Here is a 20979-nt window from a genome sequence, read left to right as displayed (position 1 = left end):
CACCGACGACCAGGAGTAGCCCGCGCTGGCCGGGGCTGGCGCGGCGCAGCCGTTGTCGCGCCACCCCTCCCGACCATCAAGGAGATCGAACACACCTATGAAGACCTGCGACAACACCAGCGTCGGCGCCATCATCCTCGACGACCGCAGGCGGCTGCTCGTGTTCGACCGCAACACCGACCCGCCCGGCGTCGCCGGGCCCGCCGGGCACATCGACGACCACGGGACCGCCGACGACGCCGTTATCGCGGAGGTGGCCGAGGAGGTCGGCCTGACCGTGACCGCGCTCGACCTCATCTCCGAGGAGTGGCGGCCCAACCAGTGCCGCCGCCTGCCCGGCCCGGCCGGCGTCGGCCACTACTGGGCCTTCTACCGCGTGGAGGTCGCCGGCGAGCTGACCCCGAGCGCTCGGGAGACGCGCAACGCCCGGTGGGCCGACCGCGTGGAGCTCCAGTCGCTGACGCACCGCACGATCAACTACGCCTGCGGGTGGCTCACCAACGAGGAGTTCCGCGCCCGACCGGGGATTGAGCCGGTGTGGCTGCCGACGCTCGCCGCCGCGGGCCTGGTGGACGCGGCGCCGGAGCACCTGGCGCTGTTCGCGGAACTCATCGCGCAGCCCCTCCCGCAGGGAAGTCGCGCATGAGCGACCTTCCCGCCGCCATCGCGGCCACCCACTCACCACGAAAGGACGATCGGATGACGAACCCGAGCGAAAACCGGCCGGACACCGGCCGCGGCTACGCCGCCGACGTGTTCGGGCAGGACCCCAAGAGCATGGAGCAGAAGGCTCTTAGCGAGGCGAAGGACTTCTTGGGCGACGACGTGCAGTTGTGGCTCGACCCGACGTACGTGGCGCACGATGCGTCGGGCGTGGGCTACAGGGCGACGATCTTCGTGTACGAGGTCGTAGAGGCCGCCCGATGAGCGGCGAGGTCGCCCACCGCGCCCAGGCTCAGCGTTCGCCGCTGGTCGGCGACGTGCTCTACGGCGTCGCGGGCGCGCTCGCCACCCTCACCGTCGTCACCTTCGTCGTGGCGGCGGTCACCAGCCGCACGACATCCGACCGCAGGAGACCTGCATGATGCTGCACCTTCCGCCCATCGACCTGCCCGGCAACATCCACCACGTCAAGGAGGACAATCCCACCTACGTCACCGGCGCCGACAGCTACCGGATGAGCTGGGCCGCCGTCATCGAACGCACCAGCCCTCAGTGGGACGGACTCACCGAGGGGTTCATCGAGGAGTACCGGCCGGCCGACACGTTCGGCGTCGCCGGAGTCGAGAGTCAGGAGCACTCGCTGCTGTGGCTCGGACCGGCGGAGGTCATCGCCCGGTTCATCGCGGACCCCGTCGCCATCCCGTGGGTCGAGCTCGCCGAGAACGGCGGCTACGCCAACCGGTGGCCGAACGGCGATGCGTGGAACGCGCTGATCCCGCACACCACGTGGAACCCGGACGGCCAGGGGATCGTCGCCGAGTACCCGTTCGACGACGGCAACGGCAGCGTCGTCGTGTACGAGCTGCTGGGCAGGCCCGCGCTGCTGTCTCCCGGCGTGACCGCCATCGGTGACGAGCCGGTGCCGGTGGTGACGTTCCACTGCACCCGCTGCCACTACGAAGGCGACTCCGGCGACCGGCACATGTCGGCCGCTCCGGACGATCGCCGCACCGTCTGCCGGAAGGCCCGGCAGCACACGAGGCCCGGCCGCTGCCGGGGAGAGGAGGCCAACGCCCGCGGCGACGAGATGGTGGCCGCCGTCCAGGCGTTCATCGGCAACCCCGTCACCGGGAGCAAGGAGGGCTTGCACGCGGCCTGGTGCCAGACGAAGGACCTCAACCCGAACGAGATCACGGAGTTCAGCTCGTGCGCGGAGGTCCGCGAGGCCCGCGTACACACCGACCGGCACCGCATGGCTGCCGGGAGGGCGCACTGATGAACGAGCTGTTCCGCACCGTCGAGATCGCATACTCCGGAGACGACGGCACCACCACGCATGTGCTGTACGCCCGCGTCGGCGAGGGCCAGTACGAGATGCTGCTCAACCCGAACGACCTAGCCGCCCCGCCGGACCAGGTCGTCATGTCGGTGTACGCGCAGCTCACCCCGACTGGAGACGTTGGCCCCCGCGTGATCCGGCTGAGCTGGGTCACCAGCGTGAAGCTGTGGGAGCCTCCGGTGGACTGCGGCTTCGCCCGTGAGGGGTGGTTGTGATGCTGGCGATCATCCGTGGCGCGTTGTCGGCCGGGAACCGTCGCCAACCCCGGCCGCCGAGAGGGTTTCCCGCTGCGGGCCTCGATCTCTACGACTCCGAGGATCACGATCACCTCTACGTGCTCGGGCACGTCAGCCCTGACCGGATGACGCGGGCCGTCGCCGAGTACATGCGGCACATCCACTTCGCGCCCGACGCCGTGGTGGACGACCCGCTGGCCATCCTCGCTGGCGGCGCCGCGCGGGTGCGAGCCACGATCCGCCAGGGCTATGCCACGTTCGACCTGCGCCCGGTCGGCTTCTGTGAGTTCAGCGCCCGGCTGTTTGTAGACCCGAAGACGCCGAGCGCGTGGCCGATCACGTACTGGCCAGGTGAGTTCGGGTGATGCGGCACCTGCTGATCGCCCTGGCCACCGCGGGCTACCTCACAACCGCGAGCTGCCAACCCGCCACGCAGGAGCTGACGGGCGTCGTCATCGGCTCGCAGGGTGGCGACGATGTCACCGCGACCGACCCGTACCAGCGGCCCATCGTGAACGTCGAGGATGCCCACGGCCGGATCTGGACCGTGTGGCTCTCCCCGGAGGAGCGGGACGCCTGCGCAGAGGTCAACAGCCCCTACCCCAACTGCCGGAAGGCGGCCAAACCGTGACGAACATACACACGACCAGGAGCGAGGACAGCACCACGATCACTCTGCCGGGCGCCGCCACCCGGCTCCCCATGGCCCTGGCCGTCTACGACCAGCTCAGCACGGCTGAGCGGCGCGCCCTGTTCGAGAACATGTTCGCCGCCATGCTCCAGTACCGCCGAACGGGCGAGGTCGAGCACCTGACCCGCAGCGCCGAGAGCGTGACGGTCACGATGTGGCTGCGCGGCCAGCCCGGAGTGCAGCAGGCGATCCGGGATGCGCCGACCGCACCATGTCCGGCCGAGGACCTGGTGCCCGTGGACGAGGTAATCCGCATGCTCCAGGAGGACCAGCCGTGACGTACACGTACACGGACGGGCGGCCGGCGGGCGCCCGGATCACGCCGGAGACGCACCCGTGCCGATGGCTGGCCGAGGAGGTGGGGCTGTTCCGGCAGAACCTCTGCTCGTACCAGGTCGAGTACGGCAACTGGGGACCACCCAAGCACTGCGGTGACCCATCCGACCCCGAGGCGGACTTCGGGCACTGCACCGAGCACGCCCTGGCTGTCCAGGACGATCACGGCGGGGCGAACTGGTGGCACGGGCTGGGCGAGGAGCACACCGACCCGTCCATCGACTGGAAGCGCGACCCGGCGTTTCTCGCGGAGCCCGACAGCGGAGGTGATGGCCATTGAGCAGGTTCACTGCCGTGATCAGTGTCCCCGGTGAGATGACGACGGAGGAAACGCTGCCCACCTTCGACACCGCGCGGGAGGCGTGGGCTTACCTGGCCAAAGAGCGCAGGGAGGCCGAGGACGAGCGCTCGGTGTACGTGGACGGCCTGCCCTGCGAGGAGTACTCCAGCGCTGTGGACGTCTTGGACTACCTCGCCTCAGACGATGGCCAGGCGGTTTACGGCGATCCCCTCGCGCTTCAGGTCGTCGGTGCTGACGGGACGGGTGTCATCGTCGCGCCCACTCCTGGCTATGACGGCGAGCACGACGTGGGGGTGTCATACACCGTCGCCTTGACTCCATGACGGGATGATCCGATCTTCCCACCAAGCGAAATGATCACTCGAAAGTGCAGGTCACAGGGCTCGTCGTGGCCTAGTGGACAGATCCAAGCAGGCGACCATATGGTGTCAGGCGACGCGCGTTGATCGCGTCTCCCGCGCCGCTCACGAGGCTTGATCGTCTCGGAGGTGGTGTGAGGGGCGCGGTCACCCGGCCGCCAACCCCTCTCAGGTCGCGCGGAAAGGCCCTTCATGATCGAAGTCACGGAAAGTCGTTGCGCGACACGCCCGCGCAAACCTGGATTCATGAATCACGGTTGCGCCATGATTAGCGACCATGAGTGGACGGAAGCCTGGCCCCCCCAAAGCGGTCGTGTACCGGTACCCGCAGTCGATCACCGACCCGGAGCTGCTGCGGCTGCTGAAGGAGCGGCACGCCCAGAACGGCGGCTCGTTCGCCAAGACGGTGGAGCGCATCCTCGCCGAAGCCCTCAAGCCCTCAGCGATGGAGCGCAGCGCCCAGGAGGAACTGCCCCTCGACCGCGACACCACGATGGCCGCCTAGCCGTACGGCGGGCGCCTCAGCGTGAAGGAGAACCCCTAGCAACAAGAAAGCCCCGCAGAGCGGGGCGTTTCCTGACGAGCGATCCACTACGTCGTTCGGCTCCCACATGGTTTCGCAGGCCCTGTGAGCTGAGCGACAAGGAGGATCGTCCGGCCGGTTTGACCGCGTCGGCCTGGATGGCCGCCCGCGGGCTTTGTCGTGCCTTCTGAATCGAAAGGCAATCGCCATTATGGCATCCCAACCCGGGGCCATGCCAGCATGCCCCGCAACAGGAACCGTGGCGTGTCGGACACGCGCCACCAAAACGCCCACCAGGCGGCGCCGGGACGGCGTGCGCTGGACGGTGCTCACCGGCGTGTCGGACCTGCCCGACCTCGTCGCCGGCCCGTCGAGAGCGCTCATCGCCGCCGCGGTGCCGCGCGGGATGCGCCGGGCCGGCTCGCAGCAGGAGTGGCTGCGCACCCTCAAGGAGGACCCGGAGGTCCTGGGCCTGCGCTGTGACGGCTACTCGAACCTGATGCGCGTCGCGAATTTGATCGTGTGGGGCGCGGACTGGTCCACGATGTGCTCGCGGCCGACGATCGCCCGGATCGTGGACGTCACGGGCCTAGCCAAGGGCACCGTGAAGCGGTGGGTGCGCTGGCTGCGGCACCGGGGCTGGCTCGGCGTGGTCGAGCAGGGGAGCACCGTCCGGTACCGGAAGGGAACGTGCGCGGGCCTGCTGGATGACGGCCTGGGGAACCGGGCGGCGCTGTGGGTGCTGGCCGTGCCACGCCGCACCAGCCGTGATCATGATCGACGCCAGATCGCTGAGCAGCACCAGCAGATAAGTGGACCCCCCTCTGTCTCTCTCCCTGAGAGAGACAGAGTTGATCCCACGCGCACGAAGCAGGCACCACGCCGCCACTCGCGTGATCATTCCCGCATTTCGCCTGCCTGGCACCTGCACGCCACGGCCAGGACGAAACGCGACAAGATCGCCCTGTGTGAACGGCTCCGTGCAGAGCTGCCTCTCCTGCGGCGCGTCACGGCCTGGTATCTCCGCTGGTGGCTCGCGCCCTTCCTCGACGAGGGATGGACGGCGGCGGACGTGCTGCATGCGCTGGATGTGCGGGCGGATGACTCTCGGTGGACGTACACGTGGCGCAGTTCGGCGGAGATCCGGCATGTGCCGGGCTGGGTGCGGCATCGGCTGTCGGCGTGGCTGGATGAGGAGGGGCGGCCGGTGGCGTCGCGGTCGCAGCGGCGTGCGGCGGCGGACGCGACACGGAGAGCTGGCCAGGAGAGGCGCAGGCGGGAGTGGGCTCAGATGGCGGCCGCCGTTGGGTGGCTGCTCGCCCCGGCCGGGAGCCCGAGTGACGTCGCGGCGGAGGACCTCGAGTGCGTGGCGTCGGGCTCGCCGGCGGCGGACCCGGGCGCTGAGTATCGGGCGGTGCGGGCGGAGATGGAGCGGCGCCGCCGGGAGAAGGCGGCGGAGGAGGCGGCGCTGGTGGAGGCCTGGCGGGCCCGGCGGTCGTTGGGGAGGGTGTCGTGACGGATGCGAGGGGTTGGGCGGATTTGGCCAGGACGTGGCTGGCCGAGTCGTCGCCGCAGGCGGCGCGGGCGATGAAGGAGCGGGAGCGGGAGGCAGCGCGTCGTCGCCGGGAGTGGCGACCAGACGGTGACTGGCGGGGGAAGCGCGCGGACCTGGAGGCCGGGGAGGAGCTGAACCGGGTGCGATGGGCGACGGAGCCCGATCCGGTGGCCGGCCCTGGCGCGGAGGAGATCGAGGCCGCGCGTGAGGCGCTGGCGCGCGAGCTGGCGTTGGCGCGGGCGAGGGCTCGCGCTCGGCGGGAGCGTGGGGGCGGAGGACCCTCGTGAATCTACATCGTAAAGGCCCGGGTGCTGCCCAACTGTCCGCGCTGCCCGGGTGTGGTGGCGCTCCCCTTACCAGTGATACCGGACATGCGGGAAGGATCCCGGCTCTCGATGCCAAGGGGCCGAGCCTTGTGCGGTGCTGCCGGGGCCGTGCGGTGGCCGGGTCGGGGGTGTTTGTGCAGGTTGCCCGCCTTTACACCGTAGATTCGATCTTGTCGCGGGACATGGGGGTCGTTCCGTGTGGTGTCCGCCGCTTTGTCGCGGCGGCGAGCAGTGATCGGCCAGCATGCGCGGAATGCTCATCATGGTGGCCACTGGCAGGCGAACGCGCCTGGTCCGATGTTGCCGGAACCGCCAACAGTGATCTTGGCTCAGAATCGCACACAGACAAGATCATCAGGCTGTGAGCAGGAAGATCGTAAACCTAGACTTAGCTGCCGTACGCGGTATCCTAGAAGTAGGTACAACACAAGATCAAAACGGCAGTGACCAGGCACAACACCCCACAGGAGACGCCATGCACCTGCCCACCCCTCCCCCCACCGCCATCCCCGCCGACCGCATAGGCACCCTCACCCCCCGCGACCTGCTCGACGCCGCCGCAGAACTCGACGTCAGCGAGGAACACCAGCGCGACGCCGCCATCTGGGGCATCACCGCCGCCCAGGTCGCCGCCGGATACGGCACCTTCGACGACCTCCACCCCGAGATCGCCGCCGAGTTCCGCCAGCACACCTTCGACCCCGACACCGGCGAAATCAACATGGCGGCCGTGGCCGCCGCCGCCTGCTACAACGAGACCTTCCCCCCAGCCGTCCCGGCCACCGCGATCCCCGCCGACCAGATCGAGGCCGTCACCCCCTCCCAGGTCCTCGCCGACGCCCGGGCCGTCGGCGCCCGCCCCGAGCACGTCCTGGACGCCACGGCGGTGGCCATCGCCGCCGCCATGGAGACCGTCACGGGCGCCGATTACTTCCACCTGCTGCCGAGCTACGCCAACACCGTCCGGGACTGGGCGCACGGCTGGCTCCACCTGAACCACGGCCTCGACCCGCAGATCGAGCCGATCGACTACGCCACGTTGGGCGGTGAGGTCGTGGCCGGGATGCTCGACCACGTCGCCGAGCACGCCCGCCAGTACGACCAATACGCCGGATAGTGCACGTTGTTGGCGGAATCGCCAACAACAGATCGAGAGGGACGCCAGAGTGGACGACCACACCACCGACACCGTGGGCACGCTGTACGGCGCGTTCGAACCCACCAACATCAACCTGCTGAACATGCTGTGGGCCGCGCACAAACTGGCCCGCGCCAACGCCAACCCCGCCATCAGCCAGTACGTCACCAGGGACCTCCGCGCCGCCATCATCGAGGTCCTCGACACCGAGGGTCACGACGCGAGTTCGGCGGCGCGGCTCATCGAAGAAGCGGAGCGGACCGGCAGCACGCAATGGGTGCTGGCGGGACTCGAATTGGCCGCCGGCCCGCAGGACGAGCCCGGCGACGGCGCCTGAAACGCGTTGAGCCGGACCCAGCGCCACCTAGGTCCGGCTCATCCACCAGCTATGAACCCCCACCACCAGAGGGAGTACGTGACCAGTGCTCCCACGATAACGCACCGCGAGGGCCGCACCGCAACCCCGAATCCGATCACGATGCGACGGGAGACTCACATGTACCACGACGACTTCGGCACCGACATGGAAGCCATCGAGAGCATGCGCCATGACGCCGACCTGGAGCAGGCCGCGATGGAGCGCGAGGGCAACCGCCTCGCCGCCCTCCGCGCCCGGGGGATCTGCACGCACAGCTCCGGCGTCGAGTACCGCGACCCGCCGTTCTACCCCGAGCAGACCGGCCTCCTGCCGGGCCAGTCCCGCTGCACCGAGGGCACCGCCGGCTGCGCCCGCGTGTTCAACTCCGACGAGGACTGGGTCGCCGCGCAGGAGGCGCTGTGACCGCCCTCTTCGACCTCGGCGAGCCGTGCCCCAAGTGCGACGCCCCGCGGGCGTCCAGTGCGACCCCGACTGCGTGCTCATGCAGGACCCCGCCGCGTGGTTCGACGGCGACCTGCACATCTCCGACGCCGACCCCGGCCTGTGACGGGAGTCCTGATGCCTGAGTGGACCCGCGACGAGCTCGTGAACCTGGTCGCCGTCATCGGAACCGTTCTCGACGACCCCACCGCCGACCACACGTACATGCTGCGCCACACCCACGAGGACCTGAGCCGCATCCTCGACGAGGACCAGGCGGGCAGCCGGTGACCGGGCTGGAGCCGCTCGACCCGGGCGCCGACGCGAGCGCCGACGCCGTGGCTCGGCTGCTGGAACGAGCGCAAGAGCTGGGCCTGGATGAGCTGGCCCTGGACCTGCTGGTCTACGACGCCACGAACGAGGTGGCCGCCGACCGTGTCAACGGTGGCGACTGGGACGACCCCACCTGGGACGACGCCTACGAGCGGCTACACGACGAGGCCGACAAGGAAGCCAGTGGCATCAACAACAACGGCCTCGCGGCCCAGCTGGCCTACCTGCTCGACGGGTACGGGGAGACGGAGCTCGCGGCCATGCTGGGGCGCGCAGCGGCGGTGGCCGATGAGCACGCTTGAGCCGCTCGAACCGGGGACGCGCGTCGTCTACTACGGGTCGCTGCCCGAGCAGTACGGCATCTGGACCGTCGTTGGGCCGTGCGGCCAGTGGGAGCACTGCGAACGCTGCGTCAAGGCGTTCGACGAGCTGTGGGAGCAGTGGTACTGGTCCCTGACCCCACGTGACCGCGCCCGCGCTGGTGACCTGTTCGACCGCCAGTTCGGCCACCTGTGGCCCCGCTACGAGCTGGAGCGCGCGAGCGGCGAGGTGCTGCTGTGCGTCCGCCGCTCCAGCCTCACCCTGACCACGTAACCGCACCCGGCGGGGCTGACGCGCCACCGTCACCCCCGCCTCCACCACCACCACGAAGAGGAAGCCATGACCAAGCACCAGGATCTGCTCACCACGAAAGCGCTGCTGACCGGGTGGACTCTCACCAGCGGCGGCACCCCGCCTGCGGCCACGCTCACCCGAGACGCGTGGTCGATCCTCGTCCTCTACGGCGGTGACGTCCCGGTCAGCGCCGCGCTGCTGCCACCCGGCCGCGCCGAGTACGACACCATCCCCGTGGCCGACGTCGATCGGTGGATGAAGTGCAGCCGCGAGGAGATGGCCCTGCACACGATCGGTGAGCGCGTCACCGTGGGCGGCCGGGCCGGGACCGTCGTCGGCTACCGGCTGGAGGACCGGGCCCCGGCGGCCGGCCCGTGGCGGTTCCGGCTCGCGGTCGTGTACGACGACGGCGTGGACGGCGACCCCCGCCCGGCCAGCGCCGTGCACCTCGCGCCGGCCCCGGCCGCGGCGGGTGAGTGCGCGGGCTGGCAGTGCGAGGACCTCGGCACCCGCATGTGCCTGGTCCGCGAGTACACCCGCGACGCCAGCGCTCCGCTGGAGCGGAAGCCGCTGTGCGAGTACCACGCCGAGTACGGAGACCGGCGGCTGACCGTCGTCCGGGCCCTACACGAGATCCCCACCCCCGCCGCTGCGGGCATCACGGAAGGCTGACCATGACCCAGGCCGAACGCAAGCCCGTCAAGTTCGGTGTCCGGCTGCTAAACCACCCCATCTACCAGGACCCGGACGGCTTCCACACCTACGTCACCACACGGGACGAGCAGGGCCGGGTCCTGCTGCACGTGCCCATCTGCCCCCTCCTGAAGGACACCGGGGCCGCCGCCGAGCGGCAATGCACCTACCGGCAGGCGATGGACACCGGGGCGTACCAGTGCCGGTACTGCCTGCCGCATGGCGTCCACCACGTCACCCTCCCGGACGGGACCCTGCGGTATCGGCCGATGAGCCCCATCTTCACCGGCGGCGACCTCGACGGCTACGAGTACGGCGAGTACGCGCTGGTCGAGAAGCGGGCCGGAGTGTGGCGCGTCCGCAGGTGGGCCGAGTCCGGGGAGGCGGCGGTCGCCCTGGCCGTCGAGCTGGACGTGCCGTACATCCTCGGCCCGCAGTACGACCGGCTCGGGCTGCCGACTCCGATCCGGGACGAGGACCTGTAGCCGATGACGGACCTGCTCACCGACCCCGGGCCGGCGCCCACCCCGGCCGACCTGATCCGCGACGCGGTCGATCTGATGCGGCGCACGTGGCGGGTGCGTGGCGACTTCGTCATCGGCCGCCTCACCGCTGGCTACGGCTTCTGCCCGGTCGGCGCGATCGGCGCGCTCGCCGGAGATGCGTTCGTCGCCGGGGTGCCGCAAGGTGAGGTCCCGGTCGTCCAGGACACGCTGTCGTGGCTGGTCACCCACTACCGCCTGCCCCCGTCACGCCCTGAGGTCGAGGCCGGGCGTGACGACCCTCGCATGGCGTACCTGCGTGTCGCCGCGTGGGCCGACTCGTTCCCCGAGGCGGCCGACGAGGACCTGTACGCCGCCCTGGAAACCGCCGCCGACGCGTGGCGACCTGACCTTGTTGGCGGTACCGCCAACACTCACGGAGAGAGGACCACATGACCACTCCCATCCCCGCGACCGCACTGCGGAGCCCCAAGAACCTGCTCGCCGCCGTCGTCGCCCGCATCGAGCACGACGGCACCCTCTGGGACATCGAGGACACCGAGGAACCCGCGCCGAACACGTTCACGTGCTGGGGCCAGAGAAGCTGGCAGCAACTGATTCGCCTGGCCGACAGGTGCGGCACCACCCTGTGCGCCGCCGGGTACACCGCCGACCTCGCCGGTCGGAAATGGCTGGTCACGGTCGGAGACGACGGCGGCGCCCTGCTCGCCGGCGAGCCCACGACCTGGGACACGGCCAGCTACAACACGGGCTACGTGCTCGCCGAGGAGAGCGACCCCGAACACGAGGTGATCACCGTGTCCGGCCACCGGGTCGTGCGCGTCCAGGACGTCGCGGTGCGACTGCTCGGGCTGGAGCGGCAGACCGTCTACGGCAAGTTCGGGAACCCGCTGGACGTCCCGCACCCGCTGTTCGCGCCGGACAACACGCTCGACGACCTGAAGGCGTGGCTCGACCGCCTCCCCGACTAACCCCCTTCACAGGCTCGCCCGCGCCGCGGGCGAGCAACCTCACCACCACGAACACCCACGACCAGGAGGAACGCCATGTGGCGAACCGAGATGACCGACGAAGAACAAGCCGCCTGGAAGGCCCGCAAGGACGCCGGCCGCGCCCGAGCGTACGAGGCCGAGCTGCAGATCGCGGCGCTGCTGCGCGACCACCCGGAGGTCATCGACGGGTTCCGGAAGTTCTGCGCCCGCATGAACCCCTACAGCATCCGGAACTGCCTGCGCATCTACGGACAGAACCCGGACGCGACGCACGTGCAGCCGCGATTCTTCTGGGGCCGCTTCGGCCGCCAGCTCACCAGCGAGGACGCCCCGCGCATCTGGATCCTCGCACCGAAGGTCGAGCGGAAGGCCACCAAGGAGGAGAAGAACGAGCAGACGGGCCAAACGGAGGAGGTCGAGCACGCCTACAAGATCTGGCCCGTCCAGGACGTGTACGCCGCCCAGGACACCGTGCCGAAGAACGGCCCCTGCCCCTTCTGCAACGGCCCCGAGGGCGAGCGATGCCCGGACTGGTGCGCGGTGATGCAGCCGCAGGCCGGAGTACCGCCGACGCGGGAGGCCGTGGCCGAGGAACTGGGCAAGGTGCTCAAGCAGGTCGGCGGGTTCGATCCCACGGTGCTGGCCGAGCTGGGCGAAGACCCGCTGCAGGACCGGTACGGCGACCCGTACGAGGCTCCCGGCGTCCGCTGGGAGACCATCGCCATCACCTCCGGCGCGGCCAAGGGCCGCAAGCCGAGGACGCGCCGTCACCGGTTCCTGCACACCATTGACCTCGACCGGCCGGGCGTGCGCTACGCGATCGCCGGGCTCGGCGTCATCTGGATCGGCCCGTACGAGCTGCGGCGCGACCAGGGCGGAGACGACGCGGTCACCATCCAGTACGGCGACGACGTGCCCGCCGCCGATCGGCACTGGGACAGCCGCCGTCACCAGGCCGGGCCGCACGCTCCGAATATCAACAGCATCACGTTCGCCGGGACGTCAACCGTGTACCCGTCCACAGAGCAGTGGCGGTGGTTCTCACCGCACCGCGCGGGCGGCGGCACCGTGCCCGAGAAGACGGCCGAGCGGATGAGCCAGGTCATCCGGCAGCTCCTGCCGCACTACCGCGGGCTGGTCGAGTTCGACGCCATCGAAGAGGCCGGGTTCCGCAAGCGGGCCGCCCGCCGAGCGCGTGAGGCGGACCACGAGGCCGTGCGACTCGCGGATCGTGAGCGCGAGCTGGCCGAGCAGCGGGCCGACGCCGAGCAGCGCGCGGCCAAGCATCGCCACCAGGCCGCCCACCCGAACGAGCTGTAGAGCGCGAGCCCGTCCCAACCGGGCTCGCGCACACCGATCGTACGGCCCCGCCGCCGGCGGCGGGGCCACCCCCTCGAAGCCCCCTTCCCGAGTACGAAGGGAGGAGCGCAGTGGCCAACGCTGCGATCCCCATCCAGCTCATCCACGCCCCTCAGCACAACGGGATGGTCATCCCGTACATCGCCCTCCGGCACGCGGACAGCACCCCCGAGTTCGGCCGTGTCGAACCCGCCCGCGTCACCGAATGCATCCTCGAACGGCGCTGCCAGCTCTGCGCCCAGGAGCTCGCCGACGCCGCGGTCCTCATGGCCCGGCCGCAGGACTATGCAGACGGCTACGTCCCCGAGCCCGCCGAGCATCCCTGGTGCGCCGCCTACTCGATCAGGGCCTGTCCCATGTTGTCGGGCCGGCTGCCCCGCCACCGTGACCGGACCCGGCCGACACGCCGCCACTGCACCCTCCCGGAGGCGTGCTGGTGCGGCTCGAACGAGCCGCCCAGCGTGGACGCCATCGTGCGATCCGGCCGGGCGGCCACGCCGTGGTACTCGGTGCGGTTCCCCATGTCGGAGTACGAGGTGGTGGAGTCGGCACGGAAGGGACCGCGCGGCATCTCGCTGCGCGCCCTCGCCCATCCCAAGGTCCGGCTGGTGGCCCGCGGCCATCCAGAGCCGCACGACCTCGTGCGGCTCGTGCTGTGGGACCTGCCCTGGCCCGCCGCCGGCGACGAGGGCGGGCACTGATGTACGTCGTCTTCTCCTACGGCATGGGCGCCAACGGCACCGCGATCCTTCTGCGGTGGCTGTTCGAGCCCGGCACCAGGCCGCCGGAGCTGCTGCCGGATCTGTCGAACCTGGTCGTGATCACGGCGCATACGGGTGACGAGTTCCTCGACACCGCCATCGATGTCGAGCTCCACGTCTACCCGCTGCTCGCCGAGCACCGAGTCCGGACGGTGCAGCTCGCCCGCGCGGGCCACTTCGAGCGAGACGGCATCGTCGTCCTCGACGACACCCGCGAGCCCATCCTGTGCCTGACCAGCGGCGCGTACGCGCTGTCGGAGGAGCTGGTGACGACCGCGACCGTGCCGCAGACGGGCGGGATCCGCAAGCACAGCCAGCGGTTCAAAGCCTGGGTGATGGACCAGTTCATCAAGACCCTCACCTGCGGCGAGCCGTACGTGCACGTCATGGGCTACGACGTGTCGGAGCCGGAGCGGGTCGTCGGGGACTTGGCGCTCGGCCTTCCCAACAAGCTCCCCACGTATCCGTTGCTGGACTGGGGCTGGGACTGGGACGCCTGCGCACGCTACATCTACCAGCGCATCGGCGTGCGGTGGAAGCGCAGCCACTGCGTGGAGTGCCCGTTCGCGTTCTCGGTCACCAAGGGCGGCCAGGCGCGGACGATCCCGCGCCTGCTCGCCCACCCCTACCAGGCCATGGACACGCTGACGATGGAGTACCTGGCCGTCGCCTGCAACCCCAAGCAGGGCCTCCTCGCGGGGAAGCAGCTGTACGACCTGCTCGCCGCCTGGCCCGGCGGCCCCATCCTGCTCGACCTGTTCCACCGCCACCTCGACGCCATCGAGTGGGCGGTGTACGACGTGCGCCGCGGGTTCGGCAGCAAGCCCGGCGACGCGATGAAAAGAGGCCAGCCGGCCCGCTCCATGGGCCCGCTCGTCACCGGCACCCGCGCCGACATGCTCGCCCACCTGGAGCGGGCCGCCGGCCTGCTCGGGCGGCGGCTGGAGTCGGACGGCCGACACCACCGGGTGTGGTGGCGGCGGCGCGGCATCTACTTCCCGACCGTCGAGCACCTGCTCACCGTCGCGCCCGCGCTCGCGCACGACAAGACCAACCCCGCCTTCCCGAAGCTGTGGCGGAACGGCCTGAACGCCGCCCGCCAGCTCGAACTCGCCATCTGACCTGGAGATCGCCATGACATGCCACCACCTGTTCCACCACCCGCAAACCCCCGCCGAGCGGGAGACGATCGTCAAGCAGTTGAACTACTGCCGCAGCATCGGCGACGGCCCCGGCGTGATGGTCGCGCTCGTCCAGCTCACGCAGCCCTGCTCCTCGCCGGAGCCGGACGCTGAGGGGGCCAAGTGAGCCGCCGCGCCAAGCAGAAGCCGCGACGCGTGGCGTCGCATCGCCCCGCCGTCCGTCCGCGCCGGTTCCGCCACGACGACCACATCGCCGTGGACCTCTTCAGTGGCTTCGGGGGACTGACCAAGGGCATCGAGGAGGCCGGGTTCACCACGATCGTGGCGGCGAACCACGACGAGTACAAGGTGAAGGTGCACGAGAAGAACAATCCGCACGTCGAGCACTGGATCGCAGACCTGGTGGACCCGGAGTCGTCCGACTACCACTCCGCCGCCGACCTTCCCCGCGCTGACCTGCTCGTCGCGGGTGTGTCCTGCGTCAACCACAGCCAAGCCAACACGCAGAAGGCGTACGAGTTCGGAATGACGCTGTTCGACCTCGACGACCCCGAGTACGAGGAGCGTGTCACCCGCTCGGAGCGGGACCGTGCGACGGCGACGTGTGCGCTGCAATACGCGGCCAAGCACCATCCGTGGATGGCTCTCATCGAGTGCACCACGGAGCTGTACTCGTGGGGGCCTCGGGTGCCGGGCAAGAAGTACGGCGACGGCTCAACCTACCGGTGGTGGCTCAAGCAGTGGGAGAACGAGGGCTACGCCTTCCGCATCCTCTATCTCAACAGCATGTTCTTCGACGTCCCGCAGTCCCGGGACCGGTGGTACGGCATCTTCTGGGACAAGCGCCTGCCCGCCCCGGACCTCGACCACCGGCCCGAGTCGTGGTGCGGCTTCTGTGGCACCATCGTGCAGGCGGTGTGGACCTGGAAGACCGGGGTTCCTCCCACGGGCAGCGTCCGTTACGGCAAGCAGTACGAGTACCGGTGCCCCTCGTGCAGGCGGATCGTGATCCCGCCGTTCGCGCCCTCGATCAACGCGCTGGACCTGTCCAACCTCGGCCCCAAGATCGGTGACAGGCCGCTCAAGGAGTTCAAGGACAAGAAGACGGGCAAGATCGTCATGAGCCAGCTCGCCCCGTCCACGATGGCTAGGGCCGAGAGGTGCAGGCAGAAGTTCGCCGACTTCCCCGCCGTCCTCATGCCAGCCAAGGCTGCGCACGGGTCCGAACGTCACCCTTGGCAGCCCCTCTCGACGCAGACGAGTCAGCAGGAGACGGCGGTCCTCTCGACCGGGGCGCTCGTTGCTGCCGCGGGCAACACGTTCGAGCGGCCCGGCTCCGACTGCCGCACCCGCACGCTGGACGAGCCGCTTCCGTCGCAGACCGCGACGAACACGCAGGCGTTGCTCACGCCGCCGGTGTCCATGGCGACAGGGCACATCATTGCGGCGCACCGGCACAACGGCGATGGCCAGCACATCACGGAGCCGATGGACACGGTGACGACCACGCATGAGAAGGCGGTCCTGCTCGCGGTCAACAACTTCCAGGGCGCCCCGCGCGGCGTCGATGAGGCGCTGCCCACGCAGGGCGGCTCCGAGACGCTCGGGCTGCTGTCCGCTGGCGTCGTGCCGTTCCGGAAGAACACGCTGCCGACCTCGCAGTCAGAGGCGATGCCGACCCTCACGTCCGACCAGATCCCCGGCCTGCTCACGGCGGCCGGGCTCGTCCAGTTCAACCAGGGGACGGACCGGCGGGTGTCCGGGGTGGACCAGCCGCTCAAGACCGTCATCGCCGACAACACGATGGCCCTGATGTTCTCCGGCTGGTACAAGCAGAACGGCTCCGAGGCCGACGCGACCGCTCCGCACCCCGCGAGCGACCCGCTCGGCACCCTGACGGCGCGCGACACCACGGCGCTGCTCCACGCCCGGTGGCGCGAGGTCCTCGCGGATCTGAAACTGGAGGACTGCCACTTCCGCATGATGGGCCCGCACGAAGTCGGCGTCGGCTGCGGCTTCGACGTCGATTTCGGCGACCACAAAGGCACCTTCATCGTCTGGGGCTCCGCGAGAGACCAGATCGACGGCTTCGGCAACGCCGTCAGCCCCGCGGTCGGGAAATGGATCGGGCTCCGACTCCGTGCCGTCCTCGATCCCAAGTGCCCGGCATGACCGAGTTCGGACGTTCGCGCACGGACACCCGCTTTCCTGGCTGATTCTGTTGGCGGTACCGCCAACAAATTCCCTGGCCCCGCTTGTTCGAGCGGGGCCAGCCACCACCATCACGACCGTCAGGAAGGAGACAACTATGTCGATCACCGACACCACCTCTCGCACGATCGCCAACCTCGTCAAGGCCACCGGCCTGCCCGGCAACACCGACATCCGCCTCCTCGATTTGAAGCCTCTGGCCCGCAACTGCCTCCTCCGGGAGGGCATCCGCACCCTCGCCATCCTGGCCGAACACGACGATCTGTCCCTCACGGACATTCGGATCTTCGGTGACAAATGCCTAGCCAACGTCCGCGCCGTCCTATCCCGGCTAGGCGAGCGGTACGCGGACATCATGCAGAACGCGCCGCCCTTGTACCAGGAGATCGCCGACCTGGCCGGAGCCCTCAGGGACGGCTACGACCAGGACCTCATCGCCTCCGTCCTCGCCCGCGTGACCGAGGCCGGCGCCCCCGGCTACCTGCTGTGCGTGTGGGCCGAGCACGACGTGTCCGGGTACGGCGGCGACTCAGAGATCTACATCGACGGCAACCACGGCGGCGGCCTCTGCCACATCGGCGGAGACCTGTGGGCCTGGCTGTCCCAGCACCCGCTCACGCCCGGCACGCCGGCCACCCCCGGAGACCCGTCCACGTGGAAGGGCAACCGCGCCGGGTTCGACCTGGCCAGCCTCCCGGTGGACGACGGCGGCCACAACTTCGCCCGCACCACCCGCTAACCCCTCCCGGCCGCCGCCGGCCAGGAGGGCGGGCGGCGGCCACCCCACCACCACCGAGAGAGAGGCCCCGATGGGCAAGTACGACGAGCAGAACGAAGACCTTCACACCACCCTCGTCCGCGCCGGAATCAGCGCCCGCATCGACTACGAAGCTGCCGAACACGAGGTCACCGTCGAACTCCCCGGCCCGCCCTCGAAGCATCTCGTCTTCGACCCGGTGGACGACGGCGCGTGGCGACTCGACGTCGAATTCGACCTGGGCGACGGCTGGGCCACGCGGGAGAACGTGGTGTATTCGGTCGGCGTGGAGTACGCGGTCCCGGTCGTGGAGGGCCTGCTGCGCTGGTTCCAGGCCCGATCGGCGGCGAGTGCCTGATGGGTGAGAAGAAGCTGTTCTACCGCCACGACGTCCAGGGCCGGGTCTGGCTCATCGATGATGACCACAGCCGCCAGGTCATGGACGCCTTCCCGGACCCGCTGGCGTGCGCGATCGTGCACGAGCTGAACGAAGCGGCGTGGGCGGGCCGCTGCAACGGCGGCACCTCCGCCTACTACGCCGAAGACGACCGGGTGTACGCCAAGCACGGCCCGCACGAGGATCGCTGGCAGCTCGTGCCCGTGCTCGACCTCACCGCGGAGCAGGCACAGGCGTTCGCGCACGAACTGCACCAGGCCGGCCAGATGGGCGCCTACACGTGATTCGAGAACTCACCCACGACGGCCGCAGCTACACCATCCGCGTCCATCACATCGAAGGCCCGGACCCGCTGAACGTCATCCTGTCCGCCACCTCCACTGCGGACCCGGACGACATCGGATACGCCGGCTACACCTGCGTACGGACCACCACCGAGCACGGCTGGCGATGGGCGCAGGTCGGCGACATCGTTAGTGACCCCAGCGAATGCCTGGAGATGGTCCGGGATCGCACCTGGAACTCAGCCACTCCGGACCCCGAGATCGTCGCCCTGCTGGAGTGGGCGCGCGGGCACACTCCGGCAGGTCCGCAATGAGTCGTCAACTCGCCCTGCGGCTGTCACCCGTCGTCGCGTTCTACCAGGTGGACGTGGCCGAGGTCGTCGAGCTGCTGATCCGCTGGCGGCACCCGCTCCACCTGCCCGACGGCGAGCATCCGCGCGGCCGGCCCTACACGCGCCCGTTCGGCAGCCTGGGGTTCGTCATGGAGGACCGCGGCCGGGTGGCCGCCGCCGTGATCCTGGCCAGCACCCCGAACACGTCTGTGTGCAAGGGCCTGGGCCTGCACCGGTACAACACGGTGGACCTGGCGAGGATCGTCCGCTCGCCGGACCGGCGCGATGAGCAGTGCCTGCGGGCCGTCCTGCGCATCGCGCGGCTGTACCTCGTCCCGCTGTGGCTCGGCACCTACGCCGGGTGGGACACGCGCAGCGCCGAGCTGTGCGGCCAGCCGCAGATCGAGGCCCTGTCGTCCACGAGCCTCCCCGGCACTCCTGGCAATCTCTACCGCTTCGACGGCTGGACCAAGCTCCGCACCTCGAAGGGCCCCATGGGCGGCGGCCGTCAGAAGCCCAGTGCCGCGAACGCCATCGCGGACGGGGCGCGCGGCCTGTGGATCCACCGCTACCCCGAACCCCTCACCACCACCACGAAGGAGATCGCCCATGTCGGATAACAGCGCCATTGAATGGCTCCGAGGCCCTGACGGGCGCCGCGGCGCCACCTGGAACTTCGTCACCGGCTGCACCCACGTATCCGAAGGGTGCGAGAACTGCTACATCGTGCGGCAGCCGCCGCTCCGGATGGCCGGACGCCGGTTCGACGGCAAGCACATCGGCGCGACCACCGGCGTGCTGCTGCACCCGGAGCGGCTGGACTGGCCGCTCACCAAGCGCGACTCGCTCCGTGTCTTCCCGAACAGCCTGGGCGACACCTGGCACGACGCGGTACCCGACTGGATGATCGTGCGGGCGTTCGCGGTGATGGCGATGACACCGCAGCACGCCTTCGTCTGGCCCACCAAGAGGCCCGGCCGGATGCGGGCGATGCTCTCTTCGGACGACTTCTGGAAGGCGGTCGGCGAGGCAGGCAGAGGTATCGCGCTCGCGCGGGTCCGAGGCAAGTACCGTTCGGCCTCCCCGATGCAGCTCACCCCCGACTCCAGCGCGGACGGCTACTGGATGCCAGTCCGGCCGCTGCCGAACGTCCATATCGGCGTCAGCGTCGAGAACCAGAAGTGGGCCGACATCCGCATCCCCATCCTCCTCGACACTCCGCACATCGCCGTCCGGTGGATCTCGGCGGAACCGTTGCTCGGGCCGGTCGTGCTCCGCAATGAATGGCTCACCGCCGATAGCTCGGGGAACATCCCGGCGCTGGATTGGGTGGTGGCCGGCGGTGAGTCAGGCCCTGGCGCGCGGCCGATGCACCCCGACTGGGTGCGCGGCCTCCGCGACCAGTGCACCGCCGCTGGCGTGCCCTACTTCCTCAAGCAGTGGGGCGAGTGGCGGCCCCAGCCGTCCTATGCCACCGACGACCGCCACCACGTCGTCATGCTCGACGGCCGGGACCGGGGCACGCCGTGGCCGGGCTGGAAGCTCGACCAGCCGGACGCCGAGGTGATGGAGCGCGTCGGCAAGCACCAGGCGGGCGCCGTCCTCGACGGCCAGACGTGGACGGAGTACCCGGATGCCTGAGCTGACCCTCTGGGACAAGCTGGAGACGGCGGCCACCATCTGCCGCGAGATCGCCGCTCGCACGAGCGGCACCCCGTGGCGGGCCACCGGCAACAACGTGGACGGCCCGGCCGGGCCCGTCGCCATCGCCTACCAGTGCTACGGCGACGCCACCTGGATCGCCATCGCTGACCCCGGCATGGCCGAGCCGATCGCGGACGTGCTGGAGCGGGCTCTCCTCATCCGCGAGCGGGAGGTCCGCGCCCAGGATGCCGGCGACTACCACGCGGCCTGCGACGGCATCATCTGGGAGGGCTGCGAGTGCTTCACGCCCGCCGAAGCTCTGGCGGACCACGTTCTCAAGCGGGCGGCTGGCCATGGGTAGGCGCGTCCAGGTCACTGGCGACCTGTTCCACCCCCGGCTCCCGTCCGGCGCGGTCTGGTGCGGCCGGGAAGGGCCATACCTGAAGCGGTCGCCGTACGCGAACCCGCACACGCTCTCCGGCGCCGGCTGCTGGCAGCCCGGATGTGACGGCCGGGTGCACAGCCGACGCGAGGTCCTTGACCTCTACCGCGAATACCTCGACTCCCACCCGGAGCTTGTCGCGCAGGCCCGCGCCGAGCTGGACGGGCAGGCGCTGGCATGCCGGTGCAAGCTCGACGAGGCGTGCCACGTGGACCTCCTGCTCGCCGCCATGGCGACCAAGGAGTGAG

36 protein-coding genes are annotated in these 20979 nt (G+C 69.9%); all 36 read left to right on the top strand.

Features of this window, described 5'->3' with window-relative positions:
- The first annotated feature begins 97 nt into the window (after positions 1–97).
- The gene (locus tag AB0I79_RS51000) at positions 98–646 is read left to right on the top strand and encodes an NUDIX hydrolase (RefSeq protein WP_357890314.1); all 549 of its coding nucleotides are present in this window, start codon (positions 98–100) and stop codon (positions 644–646) included.
- A complete protein-coding gene (locus tag AB0I79_RS50995) occupies positions 643–927 on the top strand; it encodes a hypothetical protein (RefSeq protein WP_357890311.1) in 285 nt (94 codons plus the stop codon). The genes AB0I79_RS51000 and AB0I79_RS50995 overlap by 4 nt, the downstream gene beginning before the upstream one ends.
- A complete protein-coding gene (locus AB0I79_RS50990; RefSeq protein WP_357890308.1) occupies positions 924–1085 on the top strand; it encodes a hypothetical protein in 162 nt (53 codons plus the stop codon). Before AB0I79_RS50995 ends, AB0I79_RS50990 begins: the two co-directional genes overlap by 4 nt.
- Positions 1082–1939 (top strand): hypothetical protein, encoded by an 858-nt coding sequence (locus AB0I79_RS50985; protein WP_357890305.1) that lies wholly within the window; start codon positions 1082–1084, stop codon positions 1937–1939. The genes AB0I79_RS50990 and AB0I79_RS50985 overlap by 4 nt, the downstream gene beginning before the upstream one ends.
- Complete coding sequence (locus tag AB0I79_RS50980; RefSeq protein WP_357890302.1) at positions 1939–2217, top strand: hypothetical protein; 279 nt, start codon at positions 1939–1941, stop codon at positions 2215–2217. The genes AB0I79_RS50985 and AB0I79_RS50980 overlap by 1 nt, the downstream gene beginning before the upstream one ends.
- Positions 2217–2603, top strand: a complete 387-nt coding sequence (locus AB0I79_RS50975; protein WP_357890299.1) for a hypothetical protein — start codon at positions 2217–2219, stop codon at positions 2601–2603. Before AB0I79_RS50980 ends, AB0I79_RS50975 begins: the two co-directional genes overlap by 1 nt.
- Positions 2603–2869, top strand: coding sequence for a hypothetical protein (locus tag AB0I79_RS50970; RefSeq protein ID WP_357890296.1), 267 nt, complete (start codon positions 2603–2605; stop codon positions 2867–2869). The genes AB0I79_RS50975 and AB0I79_RS50970 overlap by 1 nt, the downstream gene beginning before the upstream one ends.
- On the top strand, positions 2866–3207 hold the full coding sequence (locus AB0I79_RS50965; protein WP_357890293.1) for a hypothetical protein: 342 nt from the start codon (positions 2866–2868) through the stop codon (positions 3205–3207). Before AB0I79_RS50970 ends, AB0I79_RS50965 begins: the two co-directional genes overlap by 4 nt.
- Positions 3204–3545, top strand: coding sequence for a hypothetical protein (locus AB0I79_RS50960; RefSeq protein WP_357890290.1), 342 nt, complete (start codon positions 3204–3206; stop codon positions 3543–3545). Before AB0I79_RS50965 ends, AB0I79_RS50960 begins: the two co-directional genes overlap by 4 nt.
- Positions 3542–3889 carry a hypothetical protein gene (locus AB0I79_RS50955; protein WP_357890288.1) on the top strand — a complete coding sequence of 116 codons (348 nt, stop codon included), beginning with the start codon at positions 3542–3544 and terminating at the stop codon, positions 3887–3889. The genes AB0I79_RS50960 and AB0I79_RS50955 overlap by 4 nt, the downstream gene beginning before the upstream one ends.
- Positions 3890–4202: 313 nt before the next feature.
- Positions 4203–4430 (top strand): hypothetical protein, encoded by a 228-nt coding sequence (locus AB0I79_RS50950; RefSeq protein WP_357890285.1) that lies wholly within the window; start codon positions 4203–4205, stop codon positions 4428–4430.
- 277 nt (positions 4431–4707) lie between these two features.
- Positions 4708–5964, top strand: a complete 1257-nt coding sequence (locus AB0I79_RS50945; protein WP_357890282.1) for a hypothetical protein — start codon at positions 4708–4710, stop codon at positions 5962–5964.
- Positions 5961–6290: a hypothetical protein gene (locus AB0I79_RS50940; protein WP_357890280.1), complete on the top strand. Its 330-nt coding sequence runs from the start codon at positions 5961–5963 to the stop codon at positions 6288–6290. The genes AB0I79_RS50945 and AB0I79_RS50940 overlap by 4 nt, the downstream gene beginning before the upstream one ends.
- A 514-nt stretch (positions 6291–6804) precedes the next feature.
- Positions 6805–7446, top strand: coding sequence for a hypothetical protein (locus AB0I79_RS50935; RefSeq protein ID WP_357890278.1), 642 nt, complete (start codon positions 6805–6807; stop codon positions 7444–7446).
- 49 nt (positions 7447–7495) lie between these two features.
- Positions 7496–7804: a hypothetical protein gene (locus AB0I79_RS50930; protein WP_357890275.1), complete on the top strand. Its 309-nt coding sequence runs from the start codon at positions 7496–7498 to the stop codon at positions 7802–7804.
- Between the two features lie 159 nt (positions 7805–7963).
- A complete protein-coding gene (locus tag AB0I79_RS50925; protein ID WP_357890272.1) occupies positions 7964–8248 on the top strand; it encodes a hypothetical protein in 285 nt (94 codons plus the stop codon).
- 156 nt (positions 8249–8404) lie between these two features.
- Positions 8405–8557, top strand: a complete 153-nt coding sequence (locus AB0I79_RS50920; RefSeq protein ID WP_357890269.1) for a hypothetical protein — start codon at positions 8405–8407, stop codon at positions 8555–8557.
- Positions 8554–8901, top strand: a complete 348-nt coding sequence (locus tag AB0I79_RS50915) for a hypothetical protein (RefSeq protein WP_357890267.1) — start codon at positions 8554–8556, stop codon at positions 8899–8901. The genes AB0I79_RS50920 and AB0I79_RS50915 overlap by 4 nt, the downstream gene beginning before the upstream one ends.
- Complete coding sequence (locus AB0I79_RS50910) at positions 8888–9193, top strand: hypothetical protein (RefSeq protein ID WP_357890265.1); 306 nt, start codon at positions 8888–8890, stop codon at positions 9191–9193. Before AB0I79_RS50915 ends, AB0I79_RS50910 begins: the two co-directional genes overlap by 14 nt.
- 66 nt (positions 9194–9259) lie before the next feature.
- Positions 9260–9886: a hypothetical protein gene (locus AB0I79_RS50905; RefSeq protein WP_357890262.1), complete on the top strand. Its 627-nt coding sequence runs from the start codon at positions 9260–9262 to the stop codon at positions 9884–9886.
- A 2-nt stretch (positions 9887–9888) separates the two neighbouring features.
- A complete protein-coding gene (locus AB0I79_RS50900; protein WP_357890259.1) occupies positions 9889–10392 on the top strand; it encodes a hypothetical protein in 504 nt (167 codons plus the stop codon).
- A 3-nt stretch (positions 10393–10395) separates the two neighbouring features.
- Positions 10396–10845, top strand: a complete 450-nt coding sequence (locus tag AB0I79_RS50895; protein WP_357890257.1) for a hypothetical protein — start codon at positions 10396–10398, stop codon at positions 10843–10845.
- Positions 10842–11381: a hypothetical protein gene (locus AB0I79_RS50890; RefSeq protein ID WP_357890254.1), complete on the top strand. Its 540-nt coding sequence runs from the start codon at positions 10842–10844 to the stop codon at positions 11379–11381. The genes AB0I79_RS50895 and AB0I79_RS50890 overlap by 4 nt, the downstream gene beginning before the upstream one ends.
- A 75-nt stretch (positions 11382–11456) precedes the next feature.
- On the top strand, positions 11457–12722 hold the full coding sequence (locus AB0I79_RS50885) for a hypothetical protein (RefSeq protein ID WP_357890251.1): 1266 nt from the start codon (positions 11457–11459) through the stop codon (positions 12720–12722).
- Positions 12723–12832: 110 nt separating this feature from the next.
- Entirely contained in the window at positions 12833–13462 is a 630-nt protein-coding gene (locus tag AB0I79_RS50880) for a hypothetical protein (RefSeq protein WP_357890248.1), read from the top strand.
- Positions 13462–14643, top strand: a complete 1182-nt coding sequence (locus AB0I79_RS50875) for a hypothetical protein (RefSeq protein ID WP_357890246.1) — start codon at positions 13462–13464, stop codon at positions 14641–14643. Before AB0I79_RS50880 ends, AB0I79_RS50875 begins: the two co-directional genes overlap by 1 nt.
- A gap of 13 nt (positions 14644–14656) precedes the next feature.
- Positions 14657–14830 carry a hypothetical protein gene (locus AB0I79_RS50870; RefSeq protein WP_357890243.1) on the top strand — a complete coding sequence of 58 codons (174 nt, stop codon included), beginning with the start codon at positions 14657–14659 and terminating at the stop codon, positions 14828–14830.
- Between the two features lie 29 nt (positions 14831–14859).
- Positions 14860–16836 (top strand): DNA cytosine methyltransferase, encoded by a 1977-nt coding sequence (locus AB0I79_RS50865; RefSeq protein WP_357890240.1) that lies wholly within the window; start codon positions 14860–14862, stop codon positions 16834–16836.
- Positions 16837–16972: 136 nt separating this feature from the next.
- Positions 16973–17614: a DNA-directed RNA polymerase subunit alpha C-terminal domain-containing protein gene (locus AB0I79_RS50860; protein WP_357890237.1), complete on the top strand. Its 642-nt coding sequence runs from the start codon at positions 16973–16975 to the stop codon at positions 17612–17614.
- A 70-nt stretch (positions 17615–17684) separates the two neighbouring features.
- Complete coding sequence (locus AB0I79_RS50855) at positions 17685–17990, top strand: hypothetical protein (RefSeq protein WP_357890235.1); 306 nt, start codon at positions 17685–17687, stop codon at positions 17988–17990.
- Positions 17990–18313, top strand: coding sequence for a hypothetical protein (locus tag AB0I79_RS50850; RefSeq protein ID WP_357890233.1), 324 nt, complete (start codon positions 17990–17992; stop codon positions 18311–18313). The genes AB0I79_RS50855 and AB0I79_RS50850 overlap by 1 nt, the downstream gene beginning before the upstream one ends.
- A complete protein-coding gene (locus tag AB0I79_RS50845; RefSeq protein ID WP_357890230.1) occupies positions 18310–18627 on the top strand; it encodes a hypothetical protein in 318 nt (105 codons plus the stop codon). Before AB0I79_RS50850 ends, AB0I79_RS50845 begins: the two co-directional genes overlap by 4 nt.
- The gene (locus AB0I79_RS50840; RefSeq protein WP_357890227.1) at positions 18624–19265 is read left to right on the top strand and encodes a hypothetical protein; all 642 of its coding nucleotides are present in this window, start codon (positions 18624–18626) and stop codon (positions 19263–19265) included. Before AB0I79_RS50845 ends, AB0I79_RS50840 begins: the two co-directional genes overlap by 4 nt.
- Positions 19255–20286, top strand: a complete 1032-nt coding sequence (locus AB0I79_RS50835) for a phage Gp37/Gp68 family protein (protein ID WP_357890224.1) — start codon at positions 19255–19257, stop codon at positions 20284–20286. The genes AB0I79_RS50840 and AB0I79_RS50835 overlap by 11 nt, the downstream gene beginning before the upstream one ends.
- Positions 20279–20650, top strand: coding sequence for a hypothetical protein (locus tag AB0I79_RS50830; protein ID WP_357890221.1), 372 nt, complete (start codon positions 20279–20281; stop codon positions 20648–20650). Before AB0I79_RS50835 ends, AB0I79_RS50830 begins: the two co-directional genes overlap by 8 nt.
- Positions 20643–20978 carry a DUF4326 domain-containing protein gene (locus AB0I79_RS50825; RefSeq protein WP_357890218.1) on the top strand — a complete coding sequence of 112 codons (336 nt, stop codon included), beginning with the start codon at positions 20643–20645 and terminating at the stop codon, positions 20976–20978. The genes AB0I79_RS50830 and AB0I79_RS50825 overlap by 8 nt, the downstream gene beginning before the upstream one ends.
- Position 20979 lies beyond the last annotated feature (1 nt).

Source organism: Nonomuraea sp. NPDC050202, assembly GCF_040656115.1.
Lineage (GTDB): Bacteria > Actinomycetota > Actinomycetes > Streptosporangiales > Streptosporangiaceae > Nonomuraea.
Note: the sequence above shows the minus strand (reverse complement) of the source record. Positions and strands in the feature narration are given on the sequence as shown.

Bases quoted from the DNA above. Each gene is read 5' to 3' on its own strand.
- AB0I79_RS50950 (WP_357890285.1), top strand. From the start codon at position 4,203: ATGAGTGGACGGAAGCCTGGCCCCCCCAAAGCGGTCGTGTACCGGTAC.
- AB0I79_RS50875 (WP_357890246.1), top strand. From the start codon at position 13,462: ATGTACGTCGTCTTCTCCTACGGCATGGGCGCCAACGGCACCGCGATC.
- AB0I79_RS50995 (WP_357890311.1), top strand. From the start codon at position 643: ATGAGCGACCTTCCCGCCGCCATCGCGGCCACCCACTCACCACGAAAG.
- AB0I79_RS50980 (WP_357890302.1), top strand. From the start codon at position 1,939: ATGAACGAGCTGTTCCGCACCGTCGAGATCGCATACTCCGGAGACGAC.
- AB0I79_RS51000 (WP_357890314.1), top strand. From the start codon at position 98: ATGAAGACCTGCGACAACACCAGCGTCGGCGCCATCATCCTCGACGAC.
- AB0I79_RS50825 (WP_357890218.1), top strand. From the start codon at position 20,643: ATGGGTAGGCGCGTCCAGGTCACTGGCGACCTGTTCCACCCCCGGCTC.
- AB0I79_RS50910 (WP_357890265.1), top strand. From the start codon at position 8,888: ATGAGCACGCTTGAGCCGCTCGAACCGGGGACGCGCGTCGTCTACTAC.
- AB0I79_RS50970 (WP_357890296.1), top strand. From the start codon at position 2,603: ATGCGGCACCTGCTGATCGCCCTGGCCACCGCGGGCTACCTCACAACC.
- AB0I79_RS50835 (WP_357890224.1), top strand. From the start codon at position 19,255: ATGTCGGATAACAGCGCCATTGAATGGCTCCGAGGCCCTGACGGGCGC.
- AB0I79_RS50830 (WP_357890221.1), top strand. From the start codon at position 20,279: ATGCCTGAGCTGACCCTCTGGGACAAGCTGGAGACGGCGGCCACCATC.
- AB0I79_RS50905 (WP_357890262.1), top strand. From the start codon at position 9,260: ATGACCAAGCACCAGGATCTGCTCACCACGAAAGCGCTGCTGACCGGG.
- AB0I79_RS50935 (WP_357890278.1), top strand. From the start codon at position 6,805: ATGCACCTGCCCACCCCTCCCCCCACCGCCATCCCCGCCGACCGCATA.
- AB0I79_RS50975 (WP_357890299.1), top strand. From the start codon at position 2,217: ATGCTGGCGATCATCCGTGGCGCGTTGTCGGCCGGGAACCGTCGCCAA.
- AB0I79_RS50990 (WP_357890308.1), top strand. From the start codon at position 924: ATGAGCGGCGAGGTCGCCCACCGCGCCCAGGCTCAGCGTTCGCCGCTG.
- AB0I79_RS50920 (WP_357890269.1), top strand. From the start codon at position 8,405: ATGCCTGAGTGGACCCGCGACGAGCTCGTGAACCTGGTCGCCGTCATC.
- AB0I79_RS50900 (WP_357890259.1), top strand. From the start codon at position 9,889: ATGACCCAGGCCGAACGCAAGCCCGTCAAGTTCGGTGTCCGGCTGCTA.
- AB0I79_RS50840 (WP_357890227.1), top strand. From the start codon at position 18,624: ATGAGTCGTCAACTCGCCCTGCGGCTGTCACCCGTCGTCGCGTTCTAC.
- AB0I79_RS50850 (WP_357890233.1), top strand. From the start codon at position 17,990: ATGGGTGAGAAGAAGCTGTTCTACCGCCACGACGTCCAGGGCCGGGTC.
- AB0I79_RS50860 (WP_357890237.1), top strand. From the start codon at position 16,973: ATGTCGATCACCGACACCACCTCTCGCACGATCGCCAACCTCGTCAAG.
- AB0I79_RS50895 (WP_357890257.1), top strand. From the start codon at position 10,396: ATGACGGACCTGCTCACCGACCCCGGGCCGGCGCCCACCCCGGCCGAC.
- AB0I79_RS50985 (WP_357890305.1), top strand. From the start codon at position 1,082: ATGATGCTGCACCTTCCGCCCATCGACCTGCCCGGCAACATCCACCAC.
- AB0I79_RS50890 (WP_357890254.1), top strand. From the start codon at position 10,842: ATGACCACTCCCATCCCCGCGACCGCACTGCGGAGCCCCAAGAACCTG.
- AB0I79_RS50870 (WP_357890243.1), top strand. From the start codon at position 14,657: ATGACATGCCACCACCTGTTCCACCACCCGCAAACCCCCGCCGAGCGG.
- AB0I79_RS50855 (WP_357890235.1), top strand. From the start codon at position 17,685: ATGGGCAAGTACGACGAGCAGAACGAAGACCTTCACACCACCCTCGTC.
- AB0I79_RS50885 (WP_357890251.1), top strand. From the start codon at position 11,457: ATGTGGCGAACCGAGATGACCGACGAAGAACAAGCCGCCTGGAAGGCC.
- AB0I79_RS50925 (WP_357890272.1), top strand. From the start codon at position 7,964: ATGTACCACGACGACTTCGGCACCGACATGGAAGCCATCGAGAGCATG.